Raw genomic sequence first — 26532 nt, 5'->3', positions numbered from 1 at the left:
CTTTTACACTTATATTATATGTAAAGTAGGAGGAGACTGTTACATAAGTTTAAATTATTTAACTTATAACTCTACTCTCTATATTATCTAGTAATCCATGTTTAACCTTTATTCTACTTAATTTTTCTATCATAGGCTCTGAAATAAGATATAAAAAAATAACTGTTGATAACGCATGAATTGCATCAACCGGAACACCTGATAGTATAAAAGCAGTTAATGTAGCAAATGAAATATGGCTGTTCATCATAAATACAGAACTTGTATTCATTATAAAACCATATATAAAAAAAGTTGATAATCCACCAAAAATACATAATATTATTCTCTTTGGCTTTATTATTTCTTTACTGAATATCACTCCACTCAAAAATCCCACTAACCCAAAAGAAAACATTTGCCATGGTGTCCAAGGTCCTTGTCCAAAGAAAAAATTAGATACAAATGCAGTAATTGCACCTGTTAAGAATCCTGCCTCACGTCCTAGAGCAACTCCAGTAATAATTACTATTGCCATTACAGGCTTAAAATGTGGTGTCATAAAGAATATCATTCTCCCTGCAACTCCAATTGCTGATAGTGAAGATATAAGTATGATTTCCCTTGCTTTAGGTTTTCTTTTTTCAAACAGCATAAAGAATGGAATCATAGTATATATAATTACTAGTAAACTTATAAAATAATATCTTCTATCTCCTAACGCAATCTTTCCAAATAAGATTGTTGTTGGTATTAGAACTAAAATTATTAATGTGCTTATTAATTTTTTCTTCTTTACTCTAGATTCATTTTGCATAACTTAACCACATCCTCACAGGTTATTGCATCATCAAATAAGTGTCTACTCATTTTATTTCCAAAAGTAGTATAAAAATTATTATTCCTAAGAAATTTTTTTGTTTCACTAATTGAAGTCATATTACCGTTAAAAAACATTCCACATCTATCTGAATACATAGCTGCAAATTCGATGTCGTGAGTAACCATTATTATTGTGGTTCCATTTTTATTTAACTCCTTTAATATGTTCCCTAACTTTATCTTGTAATAGTTATCTAATCCCTTTGTAGGCTCATCTAACAAAAGAATTTTAGGTTCTAAAAGTAATATCTTTGCTAAGGCTACCTTCTGTTTTTCTCCTCCACTCAAATCATAAGGATGCATATCAAAAAGATGTTCTATACCAACCAACTCTGATACTTCTTTTATCTTTTTATTTAATTCTAACTTATTAATATTCTCATAAAGCAAAGTTTCTTCTAAATCTAATTTAACTGTACTCTTTACAAAGATAGACTTAGGATTCTGTGGAAGTACTGATAGGTTTTTATTAAATAACTCCCTACAAGAATACTTATTAATTTCTTTTCCTTTAAGTATCACCTTTCCCCTATAAGGTTTATTCAAACCACTAATAACTGATAAAGTTGTACTTTTTCCTGTCCCATTACCTCCAACTATAGAAAATATCTCTCCATCATATACTTCAAAAGACAGGCCTTTTAAAATATCTTCACCCTTCTTATCATACTTAAACCATATATCTTTAATTTCTAATACTGAATCTTCTCTTCTTTTAGAAATTTTATTCAAGGATTTATATCTTAAGTCTTTTCCTTTAAATAAACTATCAAGATATCTTCTGCCTTCTCTAACTGTAATAGGTAAACCTCTTTTTTCACCTAAAGATATTGCTACCCTCATTGGAACTGGTAATAAAGATGTAATAACATTTCCTATATCAGATGGCTCATCATAAGCTATAATTTCTCCATCTTCCATAACGACTACCTTATCTACCATAGGAAACACCTCTTCTAATCTATGTTCCGAAATAATTATTGTAACTCCCAAATCATTATTTATTTTCTTTAAAGTTTCTAAAAATTCTGATGATGCAATTGGATCCAATTGTGAAGTAGGTTCATCTAAAACTAAAACCTTAGGATTCATCGCCATAATAGAAGCTAAATTTAATATCTGTTTTTGTCCCCCCGATAATTCTGTTACTTCCCTCATAAACCACTCTTGTATTCCGAAATAGCTTGCCATCTCTGAAACTTTTAATCTTATTGTTTCATTGTCATATCCTAGACTTTCTAGCCCAAAAGCTAATTCATGCCATACCTTATCTGTTACTATTTGTCCTTCTGGATCTTGAAGTACAAAACCTATTTCTGATGCTTGGGTTCTGTTGTCCACATATTCTAAAACTTGACCTTTATATAATATATTTCCTTGTCTACTACCATGAGGTGTTAATGGAGTTTTAAAATGTCTTAGTAAAGTACTCTTTCCACATCCTGACTTGCCGCATACAACAATAAAATCTCCCTCTTCTATTATTAAGTTTACTTTTTTAAGAACTTTTTTTTCTTGAGTCGAATATGAGAAACTTAAATCTTCTATTTTAATAATTTCCATTTTAATTCCTCCAACGCATCTAAAATTATTGGTATTAAGCATAATAATCCATAAGCTACATAAGATATTATACTAAGCTTGCTTATCCTTGCTAATTTTATAGTTGGAAAAAATACCACTCTATTTACCCCTGCTATTCCTCCAACTAAAACTATTCCTATAAACAAAACTATTATTAACAAAATAATCTTATCCCTCTTATCAAGTCTATATATTGAAAAACTTGTCCTTCCATTTAGTCCATATCCTCTAGCATTCATTGAATCTGCTGTATCTATTGAATCTTCCAATATCCAGGTAACTAATATTGATAATATGTTCATACCACTTCTAATCCTTTGAAATAGGTTTCCCTGAGTAACATCTCTCCCCATTGACTTCTGTCCATTTGATATTACCTTTATTTGTTCTTTAATTCTTGGTACAAACCTTAAAACCATGGAAAATATAAGAGATGCTGATGGAATAACCCTTCCAAATAAATATATAAACTTATCTGATGTCATTATTTTGTTATAACAACTAAACCAGATTATAACTGATATAAACATAACTGATGAACATACAGCATAAATTATCCCTTCTAAAGTAAGTGCTTTATCATTTATGTAAAGAAGTATTGTAGCTCCTCTATGATTTAATAATACATTTATAACTACAAAAAATAAAAGCGTAGGAAGCATATATAACAAATCAAATCTTAATGCCTTTACACCTTTAAGTTTTATTGAATACAGTATAGAACTAATTAAAGATATTATGAGAAAAACAGGATGCATAAAAAACATTGAAAGCAATATCACCCCTATTAAATAAGTAAAATTAATTATTGGATGATATGTTAAAAATGTATCTTTCATCCTGATTTCTCCTTTCAAATCTTAATATCCTCCACCTATGTCATATCCTAAATCACAAGTATATAAAACCTCTATATTCTCTCCACCATTTAATTTGTAGTGTCCTACTCCATAGTTAGGAAAAATTCCATTAATCCTATACATCCAGCCACTTTGCTTGCCACAATCAAACTCATATATATGATTAATACCTTTTATATAGGCGCTCTCCTTATTTCCACTATAATCTATAGGTATCCTTTTTCCCCTAGTCACCCTATATAAAATATCAAATACTGTCTTATCACTTTCCGCTAGCTCTATCTTAGTTGATGATAATATTACACCATTATTAATATAATCCTTTTTGTCCATATTAAACTTATCCATATTGTTTAATATAGTATCACATCTAATAGAAATGGTAACATACCTCTTCTCATCCTTTACAATATCGGTACTTTCACCTTTATCTGTTATAATATGATTTGGCTTTTCGGGTTCTTTTTTATCTTCATCTTTTACCTGTGATGTAGAAGGAATTTTTTCTTCTCCCACTTTATCTTCAGTTTTTATATTGCTATTACCTTCTTCGACCTTTGTAGAATATTCTTTTTCTTCATTAGCAGAACTATTCTCAACAGAACTTTCTACTGTTGTATTATCCTTAGGAACTTCAATTTTACACCCTTTAACTCCAATAAAAACAGCTACTGCTAAACAAATACATATTAGAATACTCTTCCAGTATTTTTTCATATTCTAAGCCTCTTTTACTTCCTTCTTCTTGCTATAAATCATTACTGCTCCACTTAATATTAAGACTGCAAATAAATAGCCAAAGTTCGAAGTATCTCCAGTTTGTACAACTTCTGAATATGAAGAGTTACCTTCTTTTCCTTCTTCCTTGTTTTCAACTTCTACTTTTTCTAATGCTTCAATCTTAGCCTTTGCTGCTAAAACTTCATCATATCCAACAATATATTTCTTATCTTTATCACTTAAAGCTTCGTATCTACTGATAATGTCTAAAACATCCTTTTTATTTTCTAAGGATACATTTTCAGGATTAATTTTATCCCAAATGTCACTATTAATTGTATTTATAGTATCTTGTATTTCAGCTATCTTTGATGATGCAGAATTTAGTTTACTTTTTCCAATAACTTGTATCTTATATTCTTCTGGTAATGAATTAAACTTAGCTAATATAGAATTTACTTCTTCTTTATTATCCAAAGAAATTGCTTCTATCCCTGGTAAAGTTTCAATTCTTGAATTAACTTCCTTAACAATATTTAAATAATCTGTCGTACTAATAACATCTGTCATATCATATAAAGAAGTTTTTCCATTTACTAACCTATCATAAGAAGCTAATGAATATAAAGCTTGCTCTGTTGCCATTCCATTTGCTCCACTATCTGAATGAATATACTTAAACTCTCCATTACCGGTGTAGAAGGTTATTAAATTACCAAGTAGATTATTTTCACCCTTTACAAATGCTTCTGATGTAGTTGGATTTTCTCCTAAAGCAGTTAAGAATGTAATAACTTGAGCTACACTATTTGAATTCTCATTTCCCCATGAAACATATCCACCGGTCTCTGTTTGTAGCTCTGATAGAATTACTAGTGACCTATTCATTGTCTTTTTTACATCTTCCCTATCTTGATGTTTTACTAAAGCTTGTAATACCATTGCAGTACTATCTGGTTCAGGTGTTCCCCATCCAAATCCACCATTATCTAATTCATTAGATAATAGCGCCTCTATCATCTTATCTCTTGTATTTAAGGCATCTTTAGGTTCTTGATAATTTTTAGAATCTACAGCTATTAACACGTATGCTAATGATGTATAGTATTCATTTAAAATTCCATCTTGATGCCATACTATATCTATTAAGTCATTTCCGGCTACATTTCTAGGATCTTGTCCAATAGCTGATACTGATAAAATTAGTTTTGCTAAATCTCCACCTGACATTTTTTGATTGTTTGATATTTTATCTTGAACAAATGCCTCTACCTTGCTGTAATAAGTATCAAAAATCTCCTTTGGAACTTCTTTATCTGATCTAGCTAGTCCTATAATTGCCCATGAATCCCATGTTATATTGCTTGAGAATCCATTTTTAAATTTTTCTATATACTTTTGTATAGTTGTATTAAGTGCATTATTATAATCCACTTTTTCTGCTGCACTTATCCTTTGTGTTGGTAATGCAAATAACATTGTAAATACAAATATCACTGCTATTACTTTTGATAATAGTTTTTTCATTTCTTCTCCTCCTCTTTCTTGGAAGAAAATAAAGAAAGGACTCCTTATTGGGAGTCCTTGTAGTAGCATCACAAAAATACATAGTACTCATTGCACTATGCTCTTGCTTCCACCACACTTTATCTCCCGCCGAAATAAATTTGTGATATTAATATATGGCAGGTCTCCTGACTCAAGGCTTCAACCCTACTTTCTCATCTTCCCAAAATAAATTCAGTGATCTTTGAGATTTCGTATCCTTTACAGTAGCGGGGGCTGTTGTGGATTCTAACCACATTCCCTTTTAATTTTCTATATTAAAACCATATATTACTATATTAGTCTATCTTTAAATTTATTCTTTTGTCAAGCCTATCTAAAATACCACCTATAATTTTTAACCAAAAAAGAAACTACTCAAATTTGAGCAGTTTCTTTGTAATTAAGCCTCTAATAAGAAAGCGTAATAACCTTTCATAGCTTCATATATATCAACCTTACTAGCAACTTCCCAAGGAGCATGCATGTTGTGAAGAGCAACACCACAATCTATAACTTCCATATTGTAATTAGCTAAGATATAAGCGATTGTTCCACCGCCTCCTTGGTCAACCTTTCCTAATTCAGCTGTTTGGAATGCAACATCATGCTTATCCATAATAGCTCTAAGCTCTGCTATGAACTCTGGATTAGCATCATTACATCCTCCCTTACCTCTAGAACCTGTATACTTATTGAATACTAATCCCTTACCAAAATAAGCAGAGTTCTTCTTTTCCATTACTGATGGATAATTAGGATCAAAAGCAGCACTAACATCTGAAGATAACATCTTAGAATTCTTTAATGCTCTTCTAAGTTTTATATCAGAATAATCTCCTACTCTATCCATAACTTCTGCAACAGTATTTTCAAAGAATTTAGATTGCATTCCTGTAGCACCAACACTGCCTATTTCTTCTTTATCAACTAAAAGACAAACACAAGTTTTATCTATTTTATCAACTTTTAGCATTGCCATAAGTGAAGAGTATGAACATACTCTATCATCATGACCATATGCCATAACCATACTTCTATCAATACCATAATCTCTTGCCTTACCAGCTGGTACAATTTCAAGTTCTGCTGATAAGAAATCTTCTTCTTCTATTCCATACTTATCATTTAATATCTTTAAGATATTAGCCTTAACAGCATCCTTTTCTTCTCCCTTTAATGGAATACTTCCAACAAGTACATTTAAATCTTCACCTTCAATTACCTTGTTAGCCTTCTTTTCTTGTTGAGTTTGTGCTAAATGAACTAGAAGGTCTGATATTCCTATTACAGGATCATTATCATCTTCACCAATAACTATATCAACCTTAGTTCCATCCTTCTTACACACTACCCCATGTATAGCTAAAGGTAATGTAACCCATTGATATTTCTTTATGCCACCATAATAATGTGTTTCTAAAAGGGCAAGGTCAGTATCTTCATATAATGGATTTTGCTTTAAATCTAATCTTGGAGAATCTATATGTGCCCCTAAAATCTTCATTCCATCTTCCATAGGTCTTTCACCAACTATAAATAAAGCTATAGCTTTATCCATATTATTTGCATAAACCTTATCTCCAGCCTTTAAAGCTTCACCATTTTTAATAACATCATCTAAATTCTTATAGCCATTTTCTTCAGCTATTCTAATAGTTTCCTTTACACATTCTCTTTCTGTTTTGCATAGGGACATAAAGTTCTTATATCCTTCATTAAAATCAAATATCTCCTTTATACCTTGTTCGTCATATTTTTCCCATGCGCATTTTTCATTTTTGCTCATACTTTATAGCCTCCTTTAATATATAGAAATAGTTTATCCCTTATCCTCAATTTTTATATTGAAAGATAGGGATAAACTTATTACTTATCGCTAACTAAATTCATTCTGCTTTCTATTATATCTACAGCAGAAACATTAGACATTAATGAATATCTATAGTTTACTGCTGCTGCTTCAATAATTACAGCAATATTTCTACCTGGTCTTACTGGTACAGTTAACTTTCTAACTGGTACACCTAATATATCCATATAATCAAAGTTATTTCCTAATCTATCATAATCATTATCATCTTTCCAATGTTCAAAATGCATTACTAAAGTTATTGTTTTCTTTAGAAGAATAGAACTTATACCATAAAGAGCTGGTACATCTATAATTCCAATTCCTCTAACCTCTAACATACCTCTAGTTATACTTGGAGATGATCCTATTAGTTCCCCATCAATTTCTTTTATATCAACAGCATCATCTGTAACCAATCTATGTCCTCTTTTAATTAACTCTAACGCTGTTTCACTCTTACCTATACCACTTTCTCCAGTAATTAATATACCAATACCTGATACATCTACTAAAACCCCATGAAGGCGTGTTTCTGGTGCTAGCTTATCTGATAAATAGATAGTTAAATTACTCATAAGCTTTGTAGTAACCAAATCACTTCTAAGCACCCATATATTTTTCTTATTTGCAGCATTAATTAACTCTTCATGCGGTTCAAGACCTCTAGACATAATTATGCAATGCATAGGAAATGTAAAATACTTATTTAGTCTTTTCTTCCTAAACTCAACTTGCATATCATCTAAAAAGCTCCATTCAGCCTTGCCTATTACCTGTAATCTTTCAGGCGCAAAATAATTATAAAATCCCGCAAGTTGAAGCCCTGGCCTATTTATATCGTTTACGGTTATAAGCTCATTAGGTTTTCCTTCTACTAAAACCTCTAAGTCAAAATCTTTAATTAGTTTTTCAACTGTTACTGACAATCCCCATCACCCTTTATTTTTTATTAAGTTCTATCCCATCTAATTGTACTCTAAAATTCCTTTTAACATTATCAATATATCTTCTTCTAAGCTTTTGTTGGATTTCCTTTTCCTTATCTGACAAACCTTCTTCTTGGCTCTTTTTATAAAGCATATTTATGTGTTCTATTACTTCTTCTATTTTCATTGAATCTATATCCATTACTACAACTCCTTTGTTACTTCTTAAGCTTATTTTACCTATAATTCTCTATATTATCAACCTTTCACAAGGTTAATATTTCTTAACTTTATCTTACTTTCTGTTATTTCCTATTAATGTTTTCGCCAAATTTCGTATTTAAAATACTTTTATTATTGTAGATACTAGTTAATTCTTCTTTAAGAAAACCTTTGCTAATTTACTTTTGTTAATTCTTGTCACTTAATGTTGCATGAAATAATTTTACATTTTTTCGGGGCATGTTATAATAATAAATAAGGAAAACTTACGAATTTTGGAAAAAGAGGTGATATTATGAAAATACATAAGCTATCAAAAATAATTAAACGCGAAAAATTATTTTTAAATATATTATTAAAGTTCCTTTCCCCAACTAATAGAATTTGTATTCTCTTATCTCAAAAGTTGGACAAGCACGTAGCACTCTATCAGCATTACATTTACATAAGGTATAAGAGGAAACATAAAAAATACTTTGAACCTCGAAGATTAACGGCCTAAATATCTAAATAATAAATGAATAAAAAATACCTCAATAATAAAATTATTGAGGTATTTAAAGTCAATACTAAGTCCCAACATGCCGTTTGCTTATATATTCAGACCTGCTCCTCGCAGGTGGGTTAAGCTCATTCTACTTTTGCCATCTTCTGCCACAAAATTGTGAATTAAATGAAGCCCGACATCCATAAAAACTGTTGCAAATCCCGTTTATCATATGTAGGTTGAATATGATAAGCTAGGCGCACATCTCAGGATTTCTTATGACTCTATTATAGCACACTTTTTTTTCATTTCAATAGAAATTATTTACTATAAGTAATCGTTTAAAGTTTCTTCCAAATCTTCCTCAAAATCCTCTGAACACAAGATAGCAACAAACTTCATATAGTCTGCATTATTAACATCAATTTCAACTTCTTTTATCTTACTTGAAAGTTCAAGCTCATCTCCTAAATCCTCTACAATGCCTTCAACATTATCTTTAGCAATATCAGATAAATATGATAAATACCAATCACGATACCATTCATCGCTCTCTTCTTCTAAATCACTTTCTTCATTAGCATATGCTCTTGCTGCAAGTATTTCATCTTTATCAAAATCATAATAAAATTTTAAAACCACAAAATTATCTTCTATTTTAATTTCTTCAATTTCAGATAATCCATTTTCCTCTAAAAATTCTATTATTTCTGTTGTTTGCATAGTAAAACTCTCCCCTTATTAATATAATAATTTTTTATATTCTTTTTTTACTGCTAAGAACTCTTCATCATCTTCTACAAGATTGAGTTCTTCTTTTCCATCTACATTATCAACTCTAAAGATAAATACATCTTCACTTTCTTCATCTAAAGGCGCTAATAATAAATATTCTTGCTCTTTTACATATATTCTAGCTACCGCTTCAAAATCAACTTTATTTCCATCTTCATCTCTAAAAGACATTATTTCTCTATCTTCCATTTTTTATACCTCGCTTTACAAAAGTTATTATATCCATTGTATTATATTATAAACATATGGTAAGTTAAATAGAAAATGAATAAATTAACTAATATGCTTCTCTATAAATTAAAAAGAAACTGCCATAGGGCAGTCTCTGCTACATATTCTCTATAAACTTTTCAATCATCTCGTCAGCTTCTTTATACTCTTTTTCAGCTGGTACAAATTTAAATCTAAATCCTGGATCTACAACCTTTAATCCTAAAGACTTCATTCTATCTGTAAGCATTGGAACTGCGTTACCACCCCATCCGTAAGAACCAAATGCCATAGCTACTGTTCCTCTATTTACTATTGGATTAACAAGTGATAGTAAATCCCAAGCTGGCTTAACTGCATCCGCATTTATTGTAGGTGATCCTACCATGAATCCTTTTGACTTTTCAACTAATTCAATACAATCTTCAATTTTCATTGAAGTTATTTCATGAACTCCAGCCTTATATCCTTTTTCGTTAAGTTTTTCACTAATATACTTGGCCATTGCTTCTGTATTTCCATAAGCAGAAATATAGAATATTTCAACTTTCTTAGAATCTATAGGTTCCTCTGTTGACCATTCTCTATATAAATCTAAATATTTCTTTATATCTTCTCCTTTATGAATTGGTCCATGGCTTGTTCCTATCATTTCTATATCTAAGTCCTTAATCTTATCAAGAGCTTTTAAAACAAAAGGCTTAAATGGTCCCATAATACAATCAAAGTAGTACTTCATTTCAGTTAAGTAGTCATCTCCACCAACTTCTAAAACTGTACCTTCTGGACAATAATGACACCCAGTAAAGTCACATGTAAATAAGAACTTATTCTCCTTTACATAGGTAAACATAGTATCTGGCCAATGTAAATTAGGAGCTTTTATAAATTGTAACGTCGTCTTTCCTAAAGATATATCTTCACTAACTTCTCTAAAATTAAAAGGCTTATTTAAAATTTCTTTTAAATAATTAATAGCAGCTTTTGTTCCTAAAACTATAGCTTCTGGATAATCATCTAAAAGCTTAGTTAAAGATCCGCTATGATCTAATTCTGTATGTTGAACTACTATATAATCAACATTTCTTTCTCCAATTACATCCTTTAACTTTTCTTTAAAATCTTCATAAAAACCATTCTTGCAAATATCAACTACAGCAACCTTCTCATCATCAATAACATATGAATTATAAGTTGTTCCTCTCTTAGTCTCCATAATAATATCAAAGATTCTTAGTTCTGCATCCTTAACACCAATCCAATGTATATTATCTTTTAAGTTAACTGCTGGCATTTTGTTCCCTCCTAATAATTATTATCTTATAACATTAATTTTATTATACTCCCATCCTGACTTTGTTACAATATTATCAACAAACAATTTACTTTATTAACTCATATTTAATTATTATTCTCTTTAATCATAAATGTAATTCTATTAAGTTTTATTATATATTCATAGTGAAGAGCCCTCGTTAAAGATACATACAACAATCTTTTGTCTAAAATATTGTCAACATAGCTTTTTTCACTTGGATCTAAAATTATTGTACAATCAAATTCTAATCCCTTAGTAAGATATGAAGGAATTATAATTAACTCATCTTCTAACTTTTTCTCTTTTCCCTTTATTAAAGTAAAAGGACTTTTAGTTTTTAACTTTTTAAATAATTTTAATGCATCATGACTATTTTTTGTAATTATAGCTATACTCCTCTTACCGCTTCCACTATATTATCTATTACCTCTGAATATTCATTAATGCTTTCTACCTCTATTACTTTTGGAACATCACCATGCCTTAACACTGGCATTGAATTTTTTAGCCCAAGTTTTTGTGCTTTTAAAGCTCCGGAAGCAAAATCAATAATTTCTACCGTTGATCTATAGCTTTGTGTTAATTGTATATAAGTTGCATTTCCTTTAAATAAACCTTCTGTTATGTCTTCCCATTTGTTTATCCCCTTGTAATAATAAATTCCCTGTGCTAAATCTCCAACTAAAGTTAATGAATTGCCTCTAGATAATTTATTTATTAAATATATTTGAAGAGGACTGTAATCTTGAGCTTCATCTACCACAATATGTTGGAACTTCTCTTTTTCATCTATCCCCTCTAAAATCATTCTTATATATAAAAGTGGTGCTAAATCATCCTCATCTATAATATTACTTTCATAATTTTTATTAATCTCATTTTTCATAAATCTTGCTAATTCTTCAGGTACTTTTCCGTCAATAGAGATATCAAATAATATTTCATCATTAAAAAAGTTATAGTATATATCCTTTGGATTTATTCCTCTCCAATTTTTGAAATAGTTATTAAATTCTTTTTTAGAATTAGACTTTATATTATTTTTCATTTCATCTCTTTTATCATAAAGTTTAATAAGCCCCTCTCTTCTTTCTTGAGAGTCTTTTAAATTCATCTTAAATTCTTTTATTTTTACATCCCATTCTCTATCAACTCTTAATGTTAATTCTTCTATCTTTTCTTTTAATTTAAGATTTAAATATCTCTTAATCTCATCTTTCCTCTTATTAATTGGATATGACTTTAAGTCTTTTAAATACAACCTTGCAATTTCTTTTCTAGAAAACAGAACATAATCATCTATCTTTATATCATCTATTTCCACAGAGCTTCCCTCAACTAAAGCAATATATCTATCAAGAATAGTTTTAAATAAAAGGCTTCCTTTAACTTTGGATGAATTTGAAATATTTAGCCTTCTCTCCTCATCCTTTTCCTCCATTAAATCCTTAAGCTTTTCATCTTTATTATAGATTTTCCCCTTCAATTTAAGTTTTGATAATATAAGCTCTTCGAAGGTATTTTGATTTACCTCAGTTGCTCCTAATGATGGTAAAATATCTGAAATATAATCTAAAAATAGGTTATTAGGTGCCAAAACTAATATTTCATTACCACTCATTTTTTCCTTATACCTATAAATTAAATAAGCTAGTCTATGAAGTGCTATTGTTGTCTTTCCTGATCCTGCTGATCCTTGAACTATTATAGGTAAATTCTTTGGCCATCTAATAACATCATTTTGCTCCTTTTGAATAGTTGCAACTACTTCCTTAAGCTTCTTACCTCTACTGGTTTCAAGATTAATCTTAAGGAATTTATCTACTAACTCTTCTCCTTCTTCTCCATTTATCATAAGCTTATTTATTCCTTCATCAAAGATTTTCTTTATATCTCCATCTTCAAAAAGAAATTTTCTTTTAAGCTTAAGTTTCCCCTCTATTATTCCACTAGGGGCTTTATAATAAGCCTCTCCCCCTGTTCCACTATAATATAAATCTGCTACGGGGGCTCTCCAATCTACTACTATTTCATCTCCATTTTGACTATTATTAATTCCCTGCTTTCCAATATAAATTTTTTCTGTTAATCCCCTATATTCTCTAAAGTCTACTCTACCAAAGTAAGGTGCTTCTAAAGCGCTTTTATAGCTATCAACGTCCTTAGATAAAACCTCACTTATTTTCTCTACTGCCTCTTTTTCTACATCATACTTTCCCTTAGTTTCTTTTCTTAAATTATTAAGCTTGTTTTCTATATTTAAAGCATCAGACCTCTTTTTCTCTAATTCAAATTTTATTATGTCTCTTTTTTCTTTAAGTATCTTCTTTTCTTCTAATAAATTTATATTCATAAGTTCTTACCTCATATTTTATTTATATATTTAATTATAGACTATAAAAAGCCCTATAATCAGAGCCTTTTACAATTTACTATTAATTTCTTTTATTTGTTTTTATCTTTTTCTATTTTCTTATAAGCACCATAAATTCCATCTCTTACTGCTTCTCTAATGACTACATAAGCAAATAATACCACAATGCATCCACCTACTAAATATATCAAAATCCCCATGTTTATCCCCCTTACCAATAATAATATAACTCTCTAATACGTATTTACCTATACTTTACATCTTATAAAACAAAAAAGAAACCAGATATTTCCAGTTTCTTAAATTTAATATTCATTTATTAATACGCCTGCCATTATAGTTTTAAAATCCATTTCAAATTGTTCTAACAAATTATAATCTCCATTGTGAATTCCCCAGTCAAAAATAAGCCCACGTAAAAATCTAATGCAATAGTTTGTTAAATATTCCAAGGTATACCCTGATGATATAACCCCTTCATCAATACAACGATTAAGCTGTTCCTTTATTGCTTGATAATATGGGCGTTTAGGATCAAAAACAGAAATATTTACCCCATCTAACAAGACTTTATGATATTCCTTAACTAGTATCCCAGCCTCATTTACAATAAAGAGTACATATATTTTTAAAATTTCATAGAGTCCATGCATTATCTCCATATCATTACATGATTTAATAAAATCTGGTGTAACTAGCTTGTCAATTTGGTAATATGTATCCTTTAACAATTCCTCTTTACTATTATAATAATGATAAAATGCTCCATTAGAAACTCCTGAATTCTTACAAATATCACGAATGGTTGTATTTTTAACTCCCTTTTCTTTAACCAACTTTATAGTAGCTGACAAGAGCTTTTCTTTTGTATCAGACGTACATTTATAACTGTTTCTACGCATAATTTTCACCTCTTATTTTTCGATTATACTTTATATCAAATTGACAAGCAAGTTAAAACTATCCTATAATATTTTAAAACAGAGCATTGCTCTGGATTGGAGGGAAGGCATGAAAAATAAAATAGCAATTGTAACTGACACAAATAGTGGAATAACTCAAGAAGAAGCAAAAGAATTAGGTATTTACTTAATAGCAATGCCATTTTTTATAAATAAAAATACATATTATGAAGGAATAACATTATCTCAAGAAGAGTTTTTTAAAAAACTAGAAGATGATGAAAATATATCAACCTCTCAACCTTCACCTGGAACAGTAATAGAACTTTGGGACAACCTATTGAAAGATTATGATTATATTTTACATATTCCTATGTCAAGTGGATTAAGTAGCTCTATGGAAACTGCTAGAATGCTTTCTAGCGATTATGAGGGAAAAGTTTTAGTAGTTGATAACAAAAGAATATCAGTTACATTTAGGCAATCTATTTTAGATGCTTTATATCTTATAGAGAAAGGGCTATCTGCAAAAGAGATACAAGAAATTTTAGAAAAAGAAGCTTTAGAATCTATAATCTATGTTACAGTTGATACATTAAAATATTTAGAAAAAGGCGGTCGTATTACCCCTGCTGTAGCTGCTTTAGGAAGTATGTTTAATATAAAGCCAGTTTTACTAATTGATGGTGGAAAGCTAGATACATATAAGAAAGTAAGGGGCTTAAAAAGTGCTCAAAAAGCAATGATAGAAGCAATAAAAAATGATATAGAAAATAGATTCAAAGGAACTGATTATTTAATTCAGACAGCTTACTCAGGTGATCTTGAACAAGGTAATAAGTGGAATGAAACAGTTAAACAGGCATTTCCAGAACATGATGTTTATAATGATGTGCTTCCAATGAGTATATGTTGTCATGTTGGACCTGGAGCTTTAGGAATAACATGCGTTAAGAAAATATCTTTATAGTTAACTAAAAAAAGTGGTAATAAAAATTATTATTTTTATTACCACTTTTTACCTGCTACCTAGTCTATATTTCTGCAGTGTTATTAAATTCCCCAAATGTATCATATATATTACATCTTCTTGCTCTGCTTACACCCTTTATTACGGCATATGATAATACGCTATCAAATAAATGATGTGCTATAGTACCAATACAAGTAATTACAATTAAATAGTATAGATCAAATCCTACAAAAGGAATAACAACAAGTGCTTCTGCTATTCCATGAATAGGTGCAGTTACAATAGTTGCCAATTTATAATTCTTCTTTTTCTTAATTATTAATGCCCCAACATATCCAACTAAAATATGTGTTGCTGCTCTAAATACAACTGGCATTATTGTACCTGTTAATAAAAATCCAATTGTTGACCCTATTCCAACTACAATAGCAACCATCGGTGAAATCATCATAGCAACAAACATTGGTAAATGTGATGCTGGTGTTGCTGTAAAAGGTCCTATTATTATTTTTATACCACTAAATATTACCGGTATTATAATTGCTAGAGCTATAAGTAATGCTGCATAAATCATTTGTTTTGTTTTATTTCTCATTTTTATATCCCCCTTCTAGTGTATATACATCAGTTTACACTATATATTTACTCTTGTAAACTACATTAAACATTTACAAAGAAACTTTTAGTAATTTTTACTTTTTTCTTACTTTATATTTATATAAATCGTAGTCTATAATAGAAATAAGTACCTCATAAAAAGGAGATATATTATGAAAGATCATTTAGTGGATATTGCAATAGAACTCCAATCGATTGCTCAAGCAGGCCTAGAATATTCTAAAGATAAATTTGATATTGAACGATTTCAAAGAATAAGAGAAATATCAGCAGAAATAATGAGTAAAAAATCAGAATTGAGTTTAGATAAAGTAAAAGATTTATTCTGTAATTAAACTGGATATCAAACATCAAAAGTTGATACTAGAGCTGCTATTTTTAAAAATAATAAAATATTATTAGTGAAAGAAATATCTGATGAGAAATGGACTTTACCTGGTGGATGGTTAGATGTTAATAAATCTATTAAAGAAAATATTATTAAAGAAGTATTTGAAGAAGCAGGATTAAACATTAAAGCTGAAAAGCTTATAGGTATTCATGATAGAAATAAACATAATCTTCCTCCATTTGCTTATGGTGTATGTAAGATATTTATTTTATGCTCCATTATTAATGGAGAGTTTTCTCCAAACATAGAAATATCTGATTGCAGATACTTTGCTTTAAATGAAATTCCTGAATTATCTGTAAGTCGAACATCTCAAGAACAAATAAAGATGTGTTTTGATGCATATAATTCTCCTAACTGGGAAGTTGTTTATGATTAAGAAAAGAAACTACCAAAAGCAGTTTCTTCCTCTCCCTATTGTTTTTGTTATATTTTTTTCCTTATCAACTTTTAAAAAATTCTTTAGCAATTTCAACTGCTTCTTTAGCATCTTTTGAATAGTAGTCTGCACCTATCATATCAGCATACTCCTTAGTTAATACTGCTCCTCCTACAAATACCTTACCTTTATAGCCTGCACCCTTTAAAGCTTTTATAGTCTCTTCCATGCTTTTAATTGTAGTTGTCATTAAAGCACTTAAACCAACTAATTGTATCGCTTCATCCATAGCAGTTTTAACTACACTTTCTATAGGTACATCCTTACCTAAATCTAAAATATCATATCCATAATTCTGAAGAATAACCTTAACTATATTTTTACCTATATCATGAATATCTCCCTTTACAGTAGCTAAAATAATTCTTCCCTTTGAAATATTCTTTTCCTTTTTACCACTTAATTTTTCCTTTATAACCTCAAAAGCATTCTTTACTGTTTCTGCTGATTGTATAAGCTGTGGTAAGAAAATCTCACCTTTTTCATACTTTTGTCCTACCTCATCTAAAGCAGGAATAAGCATATTATTTACAACTTCAAGTTCCTCCATGGTTTCTAGAAGCTCTCTTGTTGCAATGGACGCCTCTTCTTTAAGACCTTTTATTACAATATACCTTAAATCCTTATTAACTGTATAATCTTCCTTTTTAATAATCTCAGTTGTAACCACTCCCCTTTCTACTTTTCCACTACCATAAAGGGAAATATATTTCTCAGCTCCCTTATCATAGTTATAAAGAACATTATAAGAGTTAATTACGTCCATCATCCCTCTACTGTTAGGATTCATTATAGGCAAATCTAACCCATAACCTAAAGCTAAGGAAAGAAATGTTTCATTAATTAATTCTCTGCAAGGTAATCCAAATGATATATTAGAAACACCAAGTAATGTTTTTACTCCTAATCTTTCCTTAACCATTCTTAATGCCTTAAGAGTTTCTTTAACTTCTGCCTGCTGTGCTGATGCTGTAAGAACCAAGCAATCTATGAACACATTACTTTTAACTATTCCATATTCCTTAGCTTTCATTACTATCTTTTCTGCTATTTTAAATCTCTCTTCAGCTGTAGGAGGAATTCCTTTTTTATCCAAAGTAAGACCTACAACGTTAGCCCCATACTTTTTAACTAATGGAAGTATTTTTTCTAGAACCTCATCTTCACCATTTACTGAGTTTACTATTGCCTTTCCATTATAAGCTCTAAGTCCAACTTCTATTGCATTTATGTCCGATGAATCTATTTGAAGTGGAGTATCTATTATTCCTTGTATTTCCTTTACTACCCTCTTCATCATATCTTTCTCATCTATTTCTGGTAGTCCTACATTTACATCTAGAATCTCTGCCCCTGCCTCAACTTGATCTATGGCTTGCTTTAAAATATAATCCATATCATTATTCTTTAAAGCTTCTTTAAATAACTTCTTACCTGTTGGGTTAATCCTTTCCCCAATTACCTTTACCCCTTTTATTTCTATCACCTTAGAAGGTGTACATACTGCTGAATAAGCAACCTTTTCCCTTTTAACTCTTTTATTATTATCTGCTAACTCCCTTAATTCTTTAATAAACCCTGGAGTAGTACCACAGCATCCACCAATTATACTTACTCCTTCTTTAATAAATTCCTTTACCCAAGTAGAAAAATCCTTAGCTGAAATATCATAAATAGCTTCACCAAATGATATTGTTGGAAGTCCTGCATTAGGTTGAGTCATTATAGGAAGATTAGTCCACTTCTTTATCCTTTTTACTATTGGTAATAGTTCCTTAGGCCCTAAAGAACAATTTATTCCTATGGCATCTGCTCCTAGCCCCTCTAGAACCATAACCATACTTTCTGGTGTACAACCCGTAAATGTCCTTTCATTCTCCTCAAAAGACATTGTACAAAATACAGGAAGACTAGTATTTTCTTTTGAAGCAAGTAATGCTGCTTTTGCTTCATATAAATCAGTCATAGTTTCTATTAGAATAATATCTGCTCCTGACTTTTCCCCTTGCACTACTTGTCTTTTAAATATTTCATAAGCTTCATCAAAGCTCAATGTTCCCATTGGTTCAAGTAGTTGCCCTATTGGTCCAACATCTAATGCTATATAAGCTTCACTATTTCCTCTAGCTTCTTTTGCTATAGATACAGCAGCATCTACTATCTCTTCTACAGAATATCCTGTTTCTTCAAGCTTTATTTCATTTGCCCCAAAGGTATTAGTTGTAATAACCATAGCACCTGAATTTAGATATTCTTCATGTATCTCTCTTACTTTATCTTTCTCTTTTATATTAAATAGTTCTGGATTTTCCCCAAGCTTTAATCCTTTTTTTTGAAGCATAGTACCCATAGCCCCATCAAAAACTAGTATATTATCTTCTAAATATTTCTTAACTTTCACAAACAATCCCCTCTTTTCTAAAGCTACAATTTTCATAATTCTTGCAAACCTCACAGCCTTTTTTCTTGACTTCTTTATTCTTTGGAATTAATCCAATAATAGCTGTTACAGACTTCCTTGGCATTAATAAGTTATGAGTCGAAACTGTTAATCCTATAGTTTTCTCTGACTTTAGTATATTTATTATATCTTTTTGAACATCTAATGATAAATCTCCATATCCCGGGCTATATCTAAAGGTTATGAACTCTCCATTGCCTATTACTTCACTCTTTATATAATCCTCTACCTTATCGCATATCTCTTCTACTGCTGTAGTGGCACAAGAGTCTAATATTAAAGACTTAGTTAAATTAGTTTTGCCATATAGGTTAATCCTCTTTTCAATATTTCCACCTATTGTAACCCCCATTAATACACATTCTTTAGAATCTTTTAAATGCTCTTTTATATCATTTCCAGTTAAAATAACACTTGTCCCTAATAACTTTACTCCATTCTCTACTAAACTCACTTTACACCTAGATGTAATGAATCTTGGAGCTATTAAGGTCTTACTTTCTTCTATGGTTAAATTTATTAATTCATCTAATTTTTCATCTATTAGCTGAGACCTATAACCTAAATATCTAAGGACTTCATCCTTAGGTATTTCTAGTTTTCCTATTTTATTCTCCATAAATATTTAAAGAAAATCCTCTTTCTAAAGCTTCTTTTGCATATTCCTTTGCTCCAAATAGGGATAGGTCTCTATAATTACCACATTGTATTTCATTTGCAGCTGGCATTTCTTTAGCATTTAATATATCCTTAAGTGTAGCTTCTAATGCTTCCTTAATTTCTGTTGGTTCCCTATCTCCCCATATACTTAAATAAAAACCTGTTCTACATCCCATTGGAGATAAATCTATAATACCTTCAAGCTTTTCTCTTAATGTATGTGCTAATAAATGTTCTAATCCATGCATTGCAGCTGTACCAAAAGCTTCTTTATTAGGTTGTAAAAATCTAAGATCAAACTTAGTAACCTTATCTCCCATTTTTCCATCTAACAAACAACATTTTCTAACATAAGGAGCTTGTACTTTTCTATGGTCTAATTCAAAACTTTCTACTTTATTCATTCTTAAATTCCTCCTAAACTAATTCCACTTTATTAATTGATTCTATTATTCTTCCTACGCTACCTGAAATTTTTTCTGCAACGTAAGGATTATTCATTACATATAAATGTATTCCTTCTACACCTGTTGATACCAAATCTACTATTTGTTCTACTGCATAAGCTATACCAGCATCCCTTAATGCTTCTGGATTATGCTCATACCTCTCTATTATTCTTTTGAATTTATCTGGAAATGATGCACCACTTAAGGCTACCATTCTTTCTATTTGCTTCTTATTTGTAACAGGCATTATTCCAGCTTCAATAGGAAGTTTTATATTGGCTGCACGAACTTCATCCTTAAAATTATAGAATAGATTATTATCAAAAAATAACTGAGAAATAAAATAAGATGCTCCAGCTTCTTCTTTTCTCTTCATGCTTTCTATTTCTCTATATAACCCTTTATGCTCTATATGTCCTTCTGGATAACATGCAGCTGCTATATTAAACTTCCCCTTTTGGTTTATAAAGTCTATAAGTTCATTAGCATGATTAAATTCCCCAATAATCTTTCCATCTGCTGGTACATCCCCTCTAAGTCCAAGAATGTTTTCTATATTATTTTCTTTAAGCTTTTCTAAATAATACTCTATTTCATTTTTAGTAGAACTTATACAAGTAAGATGAGCTACTGCCTCTATTCCATATTTATTTTTCACTAATGATGAAAGTTCAATTGTTCTATTATCTTGTACACTTCCACCTGCCCCAAAAGTAATACTCATATAATCTGGACTAAGTCCCTTTAATGAATCTAAAGTCTTATAAATTGTTTCTATTGATGATGTTGTTTTGGGTGGAAATATCTCAAAGGAGAATACCACCTTTTTGTTCTCAAATAACTCTTTTATATTCATTTTTATGCCCCCAATTATTTAAATAATAAAAAAATGCCTAAAGGTAATCCTCTAGGCATAAATAAACACACTACAAAATAACCTTATCTTTCAGCTTTACGCTGCAGGAATTAGCACCACATATGCTTATGATTCATATCGGTTGCTGGGTTTCATCGGGCCAGTCCCTCCACCTCTCTTGATAAGAGAAATATTCATTTTTATCAATTATATCCTAATTAATACATTTTGTAAATAAGTTTACATAGATAAACTTTCTATTTTTTTCATTATATCTGTTACTTCTCGTTTTATTAATAAGAACTCTTCAGTTAACTTAGTTTCTTCTCCTCTTTCTTTTGGAAGGTTAACCTTAATCTCTCCTTTTATAACTGCTGGTTTTTCAGAAATAACATACACCCTATCTGAAAGTAAGACCGCCTCATCTACATCATGAGTTATTAAAAGTATTGTAGAATTCATATTCTTTTTTATATCTAAAAGCCATTGTTGCATATTACTTCTTGTTATAGAATCTAATGCACCAAAAGGTTCATCTAAAAGCATAATATCATTTGAAGTTAGATAAGTTTGAAGGAAATTTGCTCTTTGTTTCATTCCCCCTGAAAGCTTATTGGGATATTTATTTTGGAAACCAGTTAATCCAAAGGTATCTATATACTTTTCAACTTCTTTTCTTGCATTCTTCTTATCCATCCCCCTAAATACAAGAGGAGTTGCTATATTATCAACAACCTTTTTCCATGGTACCATCATGTCCTTTTGGTACATATAACTTACATCCCCATTAACTCTCTTTTCTCCTGAGTCAAACTTAATTAAATTAGTTATAATATTAAAAATAGTACTCTTTCCACTTCCTGAAGGACCAACTATAGATACCAATTCGCCTTCATTAACTTCTATATTAATATCCTTTAAAATTACCATGTTATCAAAAGATTTTGATATTCCTCTAAGTAGCATTTTATTTTGGTAAGAACTCATTTGTATAAGCCTCGCTTGCTTTCATATCTTTGTTTATTAATTTGTACTCCAACATAAATTGAGTATAATTATCCCATATACTATCCTTCATTTCTCCCCATCTATTTGCATCTGATTTATATTCTTTAGCTAAGAACTTTTGACTTTCTACAGCTAAATCCTTATCTATTTCAGGTACTTCCTTAACTAAAATTTCAGCTGATTCTTCAGGGTTATTAATTGCAAATTCATAACCTTTTGAAGTTGCCTCCATAAACTTCTTAACCATGTCACTCTTTTCATTTAAAGTACTTTCTGATGAAGCAATAATTGGAGTATAGTAATCTAATCTTTCATCCAATTCTCTTAATGGGATATAATTAATATCAAAGTTTCTAAGCTTTGCAGATATATTAGTCCACCCTTCAAAAGTCCATTCAAAATCTAAGTTATTCTTAGTTGCAATAAAGAAATCTTCAGTTCCTACATCAACTGTAGTTAGTTTCGAAAAATCTGCTCCTGCCTTTTCCATAACAGCTTGAAGAATAGCCTTTTCACTAGGGCCTCCAAAGCCTCCATAAACCTTTCCTTCAAAGTCTTTTACTGTTTCTATATTCTTCTCCTTAGGAGATGCAAAACCTGATGTATTATGTTGTATTATTGTTGCAATTGCCTTAACAGGCATTGGTGAATCAGATGTTCTTGCATAAGTTAAATCCTCTTGATATGTTATTGCAAAATCACCTTTCCCAGCTGCAACAAGTTGAAGCGATGATCCTTCTGAGGGTTGTATTATTTCTACATCTAGCCCTAACTCTTTAAAATATCCCTTTTCTTTTGCTACATATATACCTGTATGATTAGTATTAGGAGTCCAGTCTAAAATAACCTTAACCTTTTCTACCCCCTCTTCTCCCTCACTTTTCTTTGATGCTCCACATCCTGACAACATCATTATTGAAGCTAATGCCATTGATATTATTGATACCATTCTTCTTTTTTTCATATTATTCTCCTCCATCCTTTATCTTTTTGTTCCATGGTGTAACTAATCTTTCTACTAAGCCTATCATAAAGAAAATAGCCATACTTAATATAACTATTATTACAATAGCCCCAAACATCTTATCTAGTGCATAAGCACTCCTTGCTCTAGTCATATATACACCTAGTCCCTTATCTCCTCCTAACCATTCTCCAATCACTGCACCCATTATACTGTAGGTTGCCGCAATTCTAACACCAGAAAAGAAATTAATTATCCCATAAGGTAGCTTTAAATGAGTAAATATTTTAAACTTAGATGCACCCATAAGCTTAAAATGATTAATAAAATCCTTATCTACATTTTCTAACCCATCTGAAATACTAATTACAATTGGGAAGACGCATACTATTACAACTACTATAATTTTAGGTAATGCTCCAAAACCAAACCATATTATAAATAAAGGTGCTAAAGCTATAACTGGCACAGTTTGAGATACTACAAGCAGTGGATATAATCCCTTCTTTATAAATGGTACTAAATCCATTATTATTGCTAAAACAAGTGCTAATACTATAGCGATAATAAAACCTACTAAACTTTCATACAGTGTAGCTATAATATGTGGAAGCAGAGTATTAAAATCTTTAACTATTGCTTTAACAATGTCTGTAGGTGCTGGCATTATGTACTTTTCAACTCCACCTAACTCTATTACACCTTCCCATATAGCTAAAAAAACTAATAGGAAAACTAATGGCACTAACTTGTTACTAATTCTTTTTATTTTATTCAAAACTCCCCCTCCTTCTCTTTAGTATATTGATCAATACTATACTTTTCTGAAAAGTAAAAAAAGCATAGTACTTCCTAATCTGAAAATACTATGCGTTAGATAACTATTTATTATACATATTTTATCTTCCTACGTTGGCATTATCCAAATCAGGTCATGGGTCGAATAACTTATTCCTCTCAGGCTATCTCTTAAGCCTCCCCAGATAAATCTTTTCTTGTTTAATTTTACTATTTCATATTAACCCTTATTGCTTCATTAGTCAATAATTAATAATCATTGTCCATTAGTTTTCTCCAATTTTCCATTATTATAGACTTAATATCATCCCTTTTCAAAAGCTTAGAAATATCATTTACAACTCTCTTAACCTCACTTGGATATCCATAAACTCCATTAACCCACTCTAATGCTGTTGGCCCATCTGTTTCAGAAAGGAGTTTATCTAAAGGAATACGCTTTAACACCTCTTCTGTAACCTTAGAATATCCTATATCGACACTTATAGTAAAATAGCAGCCAAGCTTTATAAACTTATCTAATACGTCTAAATTTCCACTGTACCAATGAATAATAACTTTATTATAGCTATGTTCCTTCAAAATATTATAAATCTCTTCCTCTGCTCCTTTAGTATGAAGACAGACTATCTTTTTCCTCTTAATGCTTTCCTTCAATATAAACTTAAATATTTCTCTTTGCTTAGGAAAAGTACTCTTATCCTCAACCCAAACATAGTCTAATCCAATTTCACCAATAACCTTACTCTCTTCTATATATGGAATCAGCTCCTCTAACTCTCCAGAAAAACTTCCAGCACTCCATGGATGAATACCAAAACAAGGAATTATATATTCACTTCTCTTTCCATACTCCTCATTTAAAAGGTAACTATCTATATCCATACTATTAGCTAATGTAATAATCTTATTTTTATTTATATCCTCAATAGCTTTATCTATGTTCTCCTTAAAATAATCTAAATGTGTATGACCATCTATGTACATAAAACCCCTCCTTTAATCAGTGAATAGTTAGTGAATAGATAAGAGCGAATGGTGAATAGTTTAGGAATACAATCCTAAGGGATTGTATAAGTTCATCTCAATTAATCTTCTTATCTTAATTATCTTAACTAACTCTTGTACCTTCTTACCTTGCTTTTTACCTAAAAATAAAGAGAAACTGCAAAGCAATTTCTCATCCACATCTCTATTATCTAAAATTAGTATTTTAACAATAATAATATTATTGAAATAATACTAAATCCTAAACTAATAATCATTATATAATTTACACTTTGCTGAACTGTTAGTCCCTTTTCTTCAAGCCTATAGTGCATTTGACTTCTATCTGCTTGATAAACTGGCTTCCCCTCAGTGAATCTTTTAAATATAACAAAAAGGTTATCAAAAATAGGCACTGCCAAAGCTAATATTGGTATAAATAAACTCATTATTGTAGCTTGTTTAAATGCACCATCAATAGCTATTATACTTAATAGAAATCCAATTACATTAGCTCCTGAATCTCCCATAAAAACCTTTGCTGGATACTTATTATACTTCAAAAATCCTAAAATTGCCCCTCCAAGTATAATTGATAATACTGCAGACTCTCCCTGTTTTAATACAATTGCTGCAACAAAGAAGGTCATTGATGATATTAAAGATATTCCTCCTGCTAGGCCATCCATTCCATCAGACCAATTTATAACTGTAGTAACACCAAATATCCAAGTTATAGTTAATACAAATTGAACCCACTCAGGTAAAGATATATATATTCCAGTTAAAGGATTAGTAAACCCCAAAAAAACTACGCCTGACTTATAAACTAAAATAGCTGCAAATATCTGTACTATTAATCTTGGATATATAGCAAATTCCTTTCCCTTAGATTTATAATAATCATCTACTAATCCAATTCCTAAGATTAAAGTAGTAGCTATAAATACCCATACATATTCACTATTCTTTATCCCTAACCATCTAAACATAATAAAGCTAACAATAAAGAAACCTATGTAAATTCCTAAACCGCCACAAAGAGGTATCTCTCCCCTGTGCTTCTTTCTTTCTGTAGGTTTATCTGTAAATCCAACTTTTAAGGCAATTTTCATTAATTGAGGTATAACTAAATATACAATTAAGAAAGTTGCTAGCAATGCTATTATATAATGTTGTATATTAACTTGCATTATAAACTCTTCTCCTTAACGTTTTCTGTCATTATACTTTAAGGTCACAATACACTTAAGTGTATACTTACATAAG

General features: G+C 30.2%; 24 protein-coding genes, 1 other RNA gene, 2 pseudogenes and 3 riboswitches. Of the genes and pseudogenes, 2 read left to right on the top strand and 25 right to left on the bottom strand.

The genetic code is table 11. The features are described 5' to 3' along the window. Window positions 1-58: 58 nt before the first annotated feature. The 15 genes and pseudogenes from DR024_RS03050 to DR024_RS02980 all read right to left on the bottom strand — a co-directional run bounded on the left by DR024_RS03050 (window position 59) and on the right by DR024_RS02980 (window position 14659). Complete coding sequence (locus DR024_RS03050; protein WP_027096759.1) at window positions 59-796, bottom strand: ECF transporter S component; 738 nt, start codon at window positions 794-796, stop codon at window positions 59-61. After that, the gene (locus tag DR024_RS03045) at window positions 775-2424 is read right to left on the bottom strand and encodes an ABC transporter ATP-binding protein (RefSeq protein WP_111918143.1); all 1650 of its coding nucleotides are present in this window, start codon (window positions 2422-2424) and stop codon (window positions 775-777) included. The genes DR024_RS03050 and DR024_RS03045 overlap by 22 nt, the downstream gene beginning before the upstream one ends. Then, window positions 2406-3284 (bottom strand): energy-coupling factor transporter transmembrane component T, encoded by an 879-nt coding sequence (locus tag DR024_RS03040; protein WP_027096761.1) that lies wholly within the window; start codon window positions 3282-3284, stop codon window positions 2406-2408. Before DR024_RS03040 ends, DR024_RS03045 begins: the two co-directional genes overlap by 19 nt. Window positions 3285-3305: 21 nt before the next feature. Beyond that, window positions 3306-4022 carry a DUF4430 domain-containing protein gene (locus DR024_RS03035; protein ID WP_051195861.1) on the bottom strand — a complete coding sequence of 239 codons (717 nt, stop codon included), beginning with the start codon at window positions 4020-4022 and terminating at the stop codon, window positions 3306-3308. Window positions 4023-4025: 3 nt separating this feature from the next. Next, entirely contained in the window at window positions 4026-5552 is a 1527-nt protein-coding gene (locus DR024_RS03030) for a prenyltransferase/squalene oxidase repeat-containing protein (protein WP_111918141.1), read from the bottom strand. A 140-nt stretch (window positions 5553-5692) separates the two neighbouring features. After that, window positions 5693-5874, bottom strand: a riboswitch (cobalamin riboswitch). 99 nt (window positions 5875-5973) lie between these two features. Further along, entirely contained in the window at window positions 5974-7359 is a 1386-nt protein-coding gene (locus DR024_RS03025; protein WP_027096763.1) for an aminopeptidase, read from the bottom strand. 80 nt (window positions 7360-7439) lie between these two features. Continuing rightward, window positions 7440-8351, bottom strand: coding sequence for an HPr(Ser) kinase/phosphatase (gene hprK, locus DR024_RS03020; protein ID WP_027096764.1), 912 nt, complete (start codon window positions 8349-8351; stop codon window positions 7440-7442). Window positions 8352-8364: 13 nt separating this feature from the next. Further along, a complete protein-coding gene (locus tag DR024_RS03015) occupies window positions 8365-8553 on the bottom strand; it encodes a DUF896 domain-containing protein (RefSeq protein WP_027096765.1) in 189 nt (62 codons plus the stop codon). 589 nt (window positions 8554-9142) lie between these two features. Continuing rightward, window positions 9143-9336: non-coding RNA, 6S RNA (gene ssrS, locus DR024_RS03005), on the bottom strand. A gap of 51 nt (window positions 9337-9387) precedes the next feature. Then, window positions 9388-9783 carry a hypothetical protein gene (locus tag DR024_RS03000; RefSeq protein WP_055183439.1) on the bottom strand — a complete coding sequence of 132 codons (396 nt, stop codon included), beginning with the start codon at window positions 9781-9783 and terminating at the stop codon, window positions 9388-9390. 18 nt (window positions 9784-9801) lie between these two features. After that, window positions 9802-10044, bottom strand: a complete 243-nt coding sequence (locus DR024_RS02995; protein ID WP_027096767.1) for a DUF1292 domain-containing protein — start codon at window positions 10042-10044, stop codon at window positions 9802-9804. A gap of 139 nt (window positions 10045-10183) precedes the next feature. Further along, entirely contained in the window at window positions 10184-11359 is a 1176-nt protein-coding gene (locus tag DR024_RS02990; RefSeq protein ID WP_111918139.1) for an FprA family A-type flavoprotein, read from the bottom strand. Between the two features lie 107 nt (window positions 11360-11466). Further along, a pseudogene (gene helD / locus DR024_RS02985) lies at window positions 11467-13736 on the bottom strand (RNA polymerase recycling motor HelD). A 92-nt stretch (window positions 13737-13828) separates the two neighbouring features. Continuing rightward, window positions 13829-13957 (bottom strand): DUF6019 family protein, encoded by a 129-nt coding sequence (locus DR024_RS17950; RefSeq protein WP_242829685.1) that lies wholly within the window; start codon window positions 13955-13957, stop codon window positions 13829-13831. 105 nt (window positions 13958-14062) lie between these two features. Beyond that, on the bottom strand, window positions 14063-14659 hold the full coding sequence (locus tag DR024_RS02980; protein WP_027096770.1) for a TetR/AcrR family transcriptional regulator: 597 nt from the start codon (window positions 14657-14659) through the stop codon (window positions 14063-14065). A gap of 109 nt (window positions 14660-14768) precedes the next feature. Here DR024_RS02980 and DR024_RS02975 point away from each other — a divergent pair, with 109 nt between their 5' ends. Further along, window positions 14769-15629, top strand: a complete 861-nt coding sequence (locus tag DR024_RS02975) for a DegV family protein (RefSeq protein ID WP_055183442.1) — start codon at window positions 14769-14771, stop codon at window positions 15627-15629. Window positions 15630-15693: 64 nt separating this feature from the next. On the opposite strand, the gene DR024_RS02970 is transcribed toward DR024_RS02975, so the two are convergent. Then, on the bottom strand, window positions 15694-16227 hold the full coding sequence (locus tag DR024_RS02970) for a membrane protein (RefSeq protein ID WP_027096772.1): 534 nt from the start codon (window positions 16225-16227) through the stop codon (window positions 15694-15696). Window positions 16228-16402: 175 nt separating this feature from the next. On the opposite strand from DR024_RS02970, the pseudogene DR024_RS18300 reads away from it, so the two are divergent. Beyond that, a pseudogene (locus DR024_RS18300) lies at window positions 16403-17020 on the top strand (NUDIX hydrolase N-terminal domain-containing protein). 64 nt (window positions 17021-17084) lie between these two features. Here DR024_RS18300 and DR024_RS02960 read toward each other — a convergent pair. The 9 genes from DR024_RS02960 to DR024_RS02920 form a co-directional block, all read right to left on the bottom strand. Further along, on the bottom strand, window positions 17085-19517 hold the full coding sequence (locus DR024_RS02960) for a homocysteine S-methyltransferase family protein (protein WP_423236499.1): 2433 nt from the start codon (window positions 19515-19517) through the stop codon (window positions 17085-17087). After that, window positions 19471-20160, bottom strand: coding sequence for a methionine synthase (locus DR024_RS02955; protein ID WP_099327958.1), 690 nt, complete (start codon window positions 20158-20160; stop codon window positions 19471-19473). Before DR024_RS02955 ends, DR024_RS02960 begins: the two co-directional genes overlap by 47 nt. After that, the gene (locus DR024_RS02950; protein WP_027096776.1) at window positions 20150-20605 is read right to left on the bottom strand and encodes an S-ribosylhomocysteine lyase; all 456 of its coding nucleotides are present in this window, start codon (window positions 20603-20605) and stop codon (window positions 20150-20152) included. The genes DR024_RS02955 and DR024_RS02950 overlap by 11 nt, the downstream gene beginning before the upstream one ends. 13 nt (window positions 20606-20618) lie before the next feature. Next, entirely contained in the window at window positions 20619-21506 is an 888-nt protein-coding gene (metF, locus tag DR024_RS02945) for a methylenetetrahydrofolate reductase [NAD(P)H] (protein WP_027096777.1), read from the bottom strand. Between the two features lie 80 nt (window positions 21507-21586). After that, a riboswitch (SAM riboswitch) is annotated at window positions 21587-21694 on the bottom strand. Window positions 21695-21746: 52 nt separating this feature from the next. Then, window positions 21747-22493, bottom strand: a complete 747-nt coding sequence (locus DR024_RS02940; protein WP_027096778.1) for an ABC transporter ATP-binding protein — start codon at window positions 22491-22493, stop codon at window positions 21747-21749. After that, the gene (locus DR024_RS02935) at window positions 22474-23478 is read right to left on the bottom strand and encodes an ABC transporter substrate-binding protein (RefSeq protein ID WP_111918135.1); all 1005 of its coding nucleotides are present in this window, start codon (window positions 23476-23478) and stop codon (window positions 22474-22476) included. Before DR024_RS02935 ends, DR024_RS02940 begins: the two co-directional genes overlap by 20 nt. Before the next feature lies 1 nt (window position 23479). Next, on the bottom strand, window positions 23480-24256 hold the full coding sequence (locus DR024_RS02930; protein WP_027096780.1) for an ABC transporter permease: 777 nt from the start codon (window positions 24254-24256) through the stop codon (window positions 23480-23482). 109 nt (window positions 24257-24365) lie between these two features. Continuing rightward, window positions 24366-24470: riboswitch (TPP riboswitch) on the bottom strand. Between the two features lie 55 nt (window positions 24471-24525). Continuing rightward, window positions 24526-25263, bottom strand: coding sequence for a TatD family hydrolase (locus DR024_RS02925; protein WP_027096781.1), 738 nt, complete (start codon window positions 25261-25263; stop codon window positions 24526-24528). 218 nt (window positions 25264-25481) lie between these two features. Further along, window positions 25482-26456, bottom strand: a complete 975-nt coding sequence (locus DR024_RS02920) for an MraY family glycosyltransferase (RefSeq protein WP_055183446.1) — start codon at window positions 26454-26456, stop codon at window positions 25482-25484. Between the last annotated feature and the right edge of the window lie 76 nt (window positions 26457-26532).

Source organism: Clostridium paraputrificum, from assembly GCF_900447045.1.
In the GTDB taxonomy this organism is placed as follows: Bacteria; Bacillota; Clostridia; order Clostridiales; family Clostridiaceae; genus Clostridium; species Clostridium paraputrificum.
Note: the sequence above shows the minus strand (reverse complement) of the source record. Positions and strands in the feature narration are given on the sequence as shown.

What these genes read in the sequence shown, in the direction of transcription:
- DR024_RS03050 (WP_027096759.1), bottom strand. Translation starts at nt 796, where the DNA reads ATGCAAAATGAATCTAGAGTAAAGAAGAAAAAATTAATAAGCACATTA.
- DR024_RS03045 (WP_111918143.1), bottom strand. Translation starts at nt 2,424, where the DNA reads ATGGAAATTATTAAAATAGAAGATTTAAGTTTCTCATATTCGACTCAA.
- DR024_RS03040 (WP_027096761.1), bottom strand. Translation starts at nt 3,284, where the DNA reads ATGAAAGATACATTTTTAACATATCATCCAATAATTAATTTTACTTAT.
- DR024_RS03035 (WP_051195861.1), bottom strand. Translation starts at nt 4,022, where the DNA reads ATGAAAAAATACTGGAAGAGTATTCTAATATGTATTTGTTTAGCAGTA.
- DR024_RS03030 (WP_111918141.1), bottom strand. Translation starts at nt 5,552, where the DNA reads ATGAAAAAACTATTATCAAAAGTAATAGCAGTGATATTTGTATTTACA.
- DR024_RS03025 (WP_027096763.1), bottom strand. Translation starts at nt 7,359, where the DNA reads ATGAGCAAAAATGAAAAATGCGCATGGGAAAAATATGACGAACAAGGT.
- DR024_RS03015 (WP_027096765.1), bottom strand. Translation starts at nt 8,553, where the DNA reads ATGGATATAGATTCAATGAAAATAGAAGAAGTAATAGAACACATAAAT.
- DR024_RS03000 (WP_055183439.1), bottom strand. Translation starts at nt 9,783, where the DNA reads ATGCAAACAACAGAAATAATAGAATTTTTAGAGGAAAATGGATTATCT.
- DR024_RS02995 (WP_027096767.1), bottom strand. Translation starts at nt 10,044, where the DNA reads ATGGAAGATAGAGAAATAATGTCTTTTAGAGATGAAGATGGAAATAAA.
- DR024_RS02990 (WP_111918139.1), bottom strand. Translation starts at nt 11,359, where the DNA reads ATGCCAGCAGTTAACTTAAAAGATAATATACATTGGATTGGTGTTAAG.
- DR024_RS17950 (WP_242829685.1), bottom strand. Translation starts at nt 13,957, where the DNA reads ATGGGGATTTTGATATATTTAGTAGGTGGATGCATTGTGGTATTATTT.
- DR024_RS02980 (WP_027096770.1), bottom strand. Translation starts at nt 14,659, where the DNA reads ATGCGTAGAAACAGTTATAAATGTACGTCTGATACAAAAGAAAAGCTC.
- DR024_RS02975 (WP_055183442.1), top strand. Translation starts at nt 14,769, where the DNA reads ATGAAAAATAAAATAGCAATTGTAACTGACACAAATAGTGGAATAACT.
- DR024_RS02970 (WP_027096772.1), bottom strand. Translation starts at nt 16,227, where the DNA reads ATGAGAAATAAAACAAAACAAATGATTTATGCAGCATTACTTATAGCT.
- DR024_RS02960 (WP_423236499.1), bottom strand. Translation starts at nt 19,517, where the DNA reads ATGAAAATTGTAGCTTTAGAAAAGAGGGGATTGTTTGTGAAAGTTAAG.
- DR024_RS02955 (WP_099327958.1), bottom strand. Translation starts at nt 20,160, where the DNA reads ATGGAGAATAAAATAGGAAAACTAGAAATACCTAAGGATGAAGTCCTT.
- DR024_RS02950 (WP_027096776.1), bottom strand. Translation starts at nt 20,605, where the DNA reads ATGAATAAAGTAGAAAGTTTTGAATTAGACCATAGAAAAGTACAAGCT.
- metF (WP_027096777.1), bottom strand. Translation starts at nt 21,506, where the DNA reads ATGAATATAAAAGAGTTATTTGAGAACAAAAAGGTGGTATTCTCCTTT.
- DR024_RS02940 (WP_027096778.1), bottom strand. Translation starts at nt 22,493, where the DNA reads ATGAGTTCTTACCAAAATAAAATGCTACTTAGAGGAATATCAAAATCT.
- DR024_RS02935 (WP_111918135.1), bottom strand. Translation starts at nt 23,478, where the DNA reads ATGAAAAAAAGAAGAATGGTATCAATAATATCAATGGCATTAGCTTCA.
- DR024_RS02925 (WP_027096781.1), bottom strand. Translation starts at nt 25,263, where the DNA reads ATGTACATAGATGGTCATACACATTTAGATTATTTTAAGGAGAACATA.
- DR024_RS02920 (WP_055183446.1), bottom strand. Translation starts at nt 26,456, where the DNA reads ATGCAAGTTAATATACAACATTATATAATAGCATTGCTAGCAACTTTC.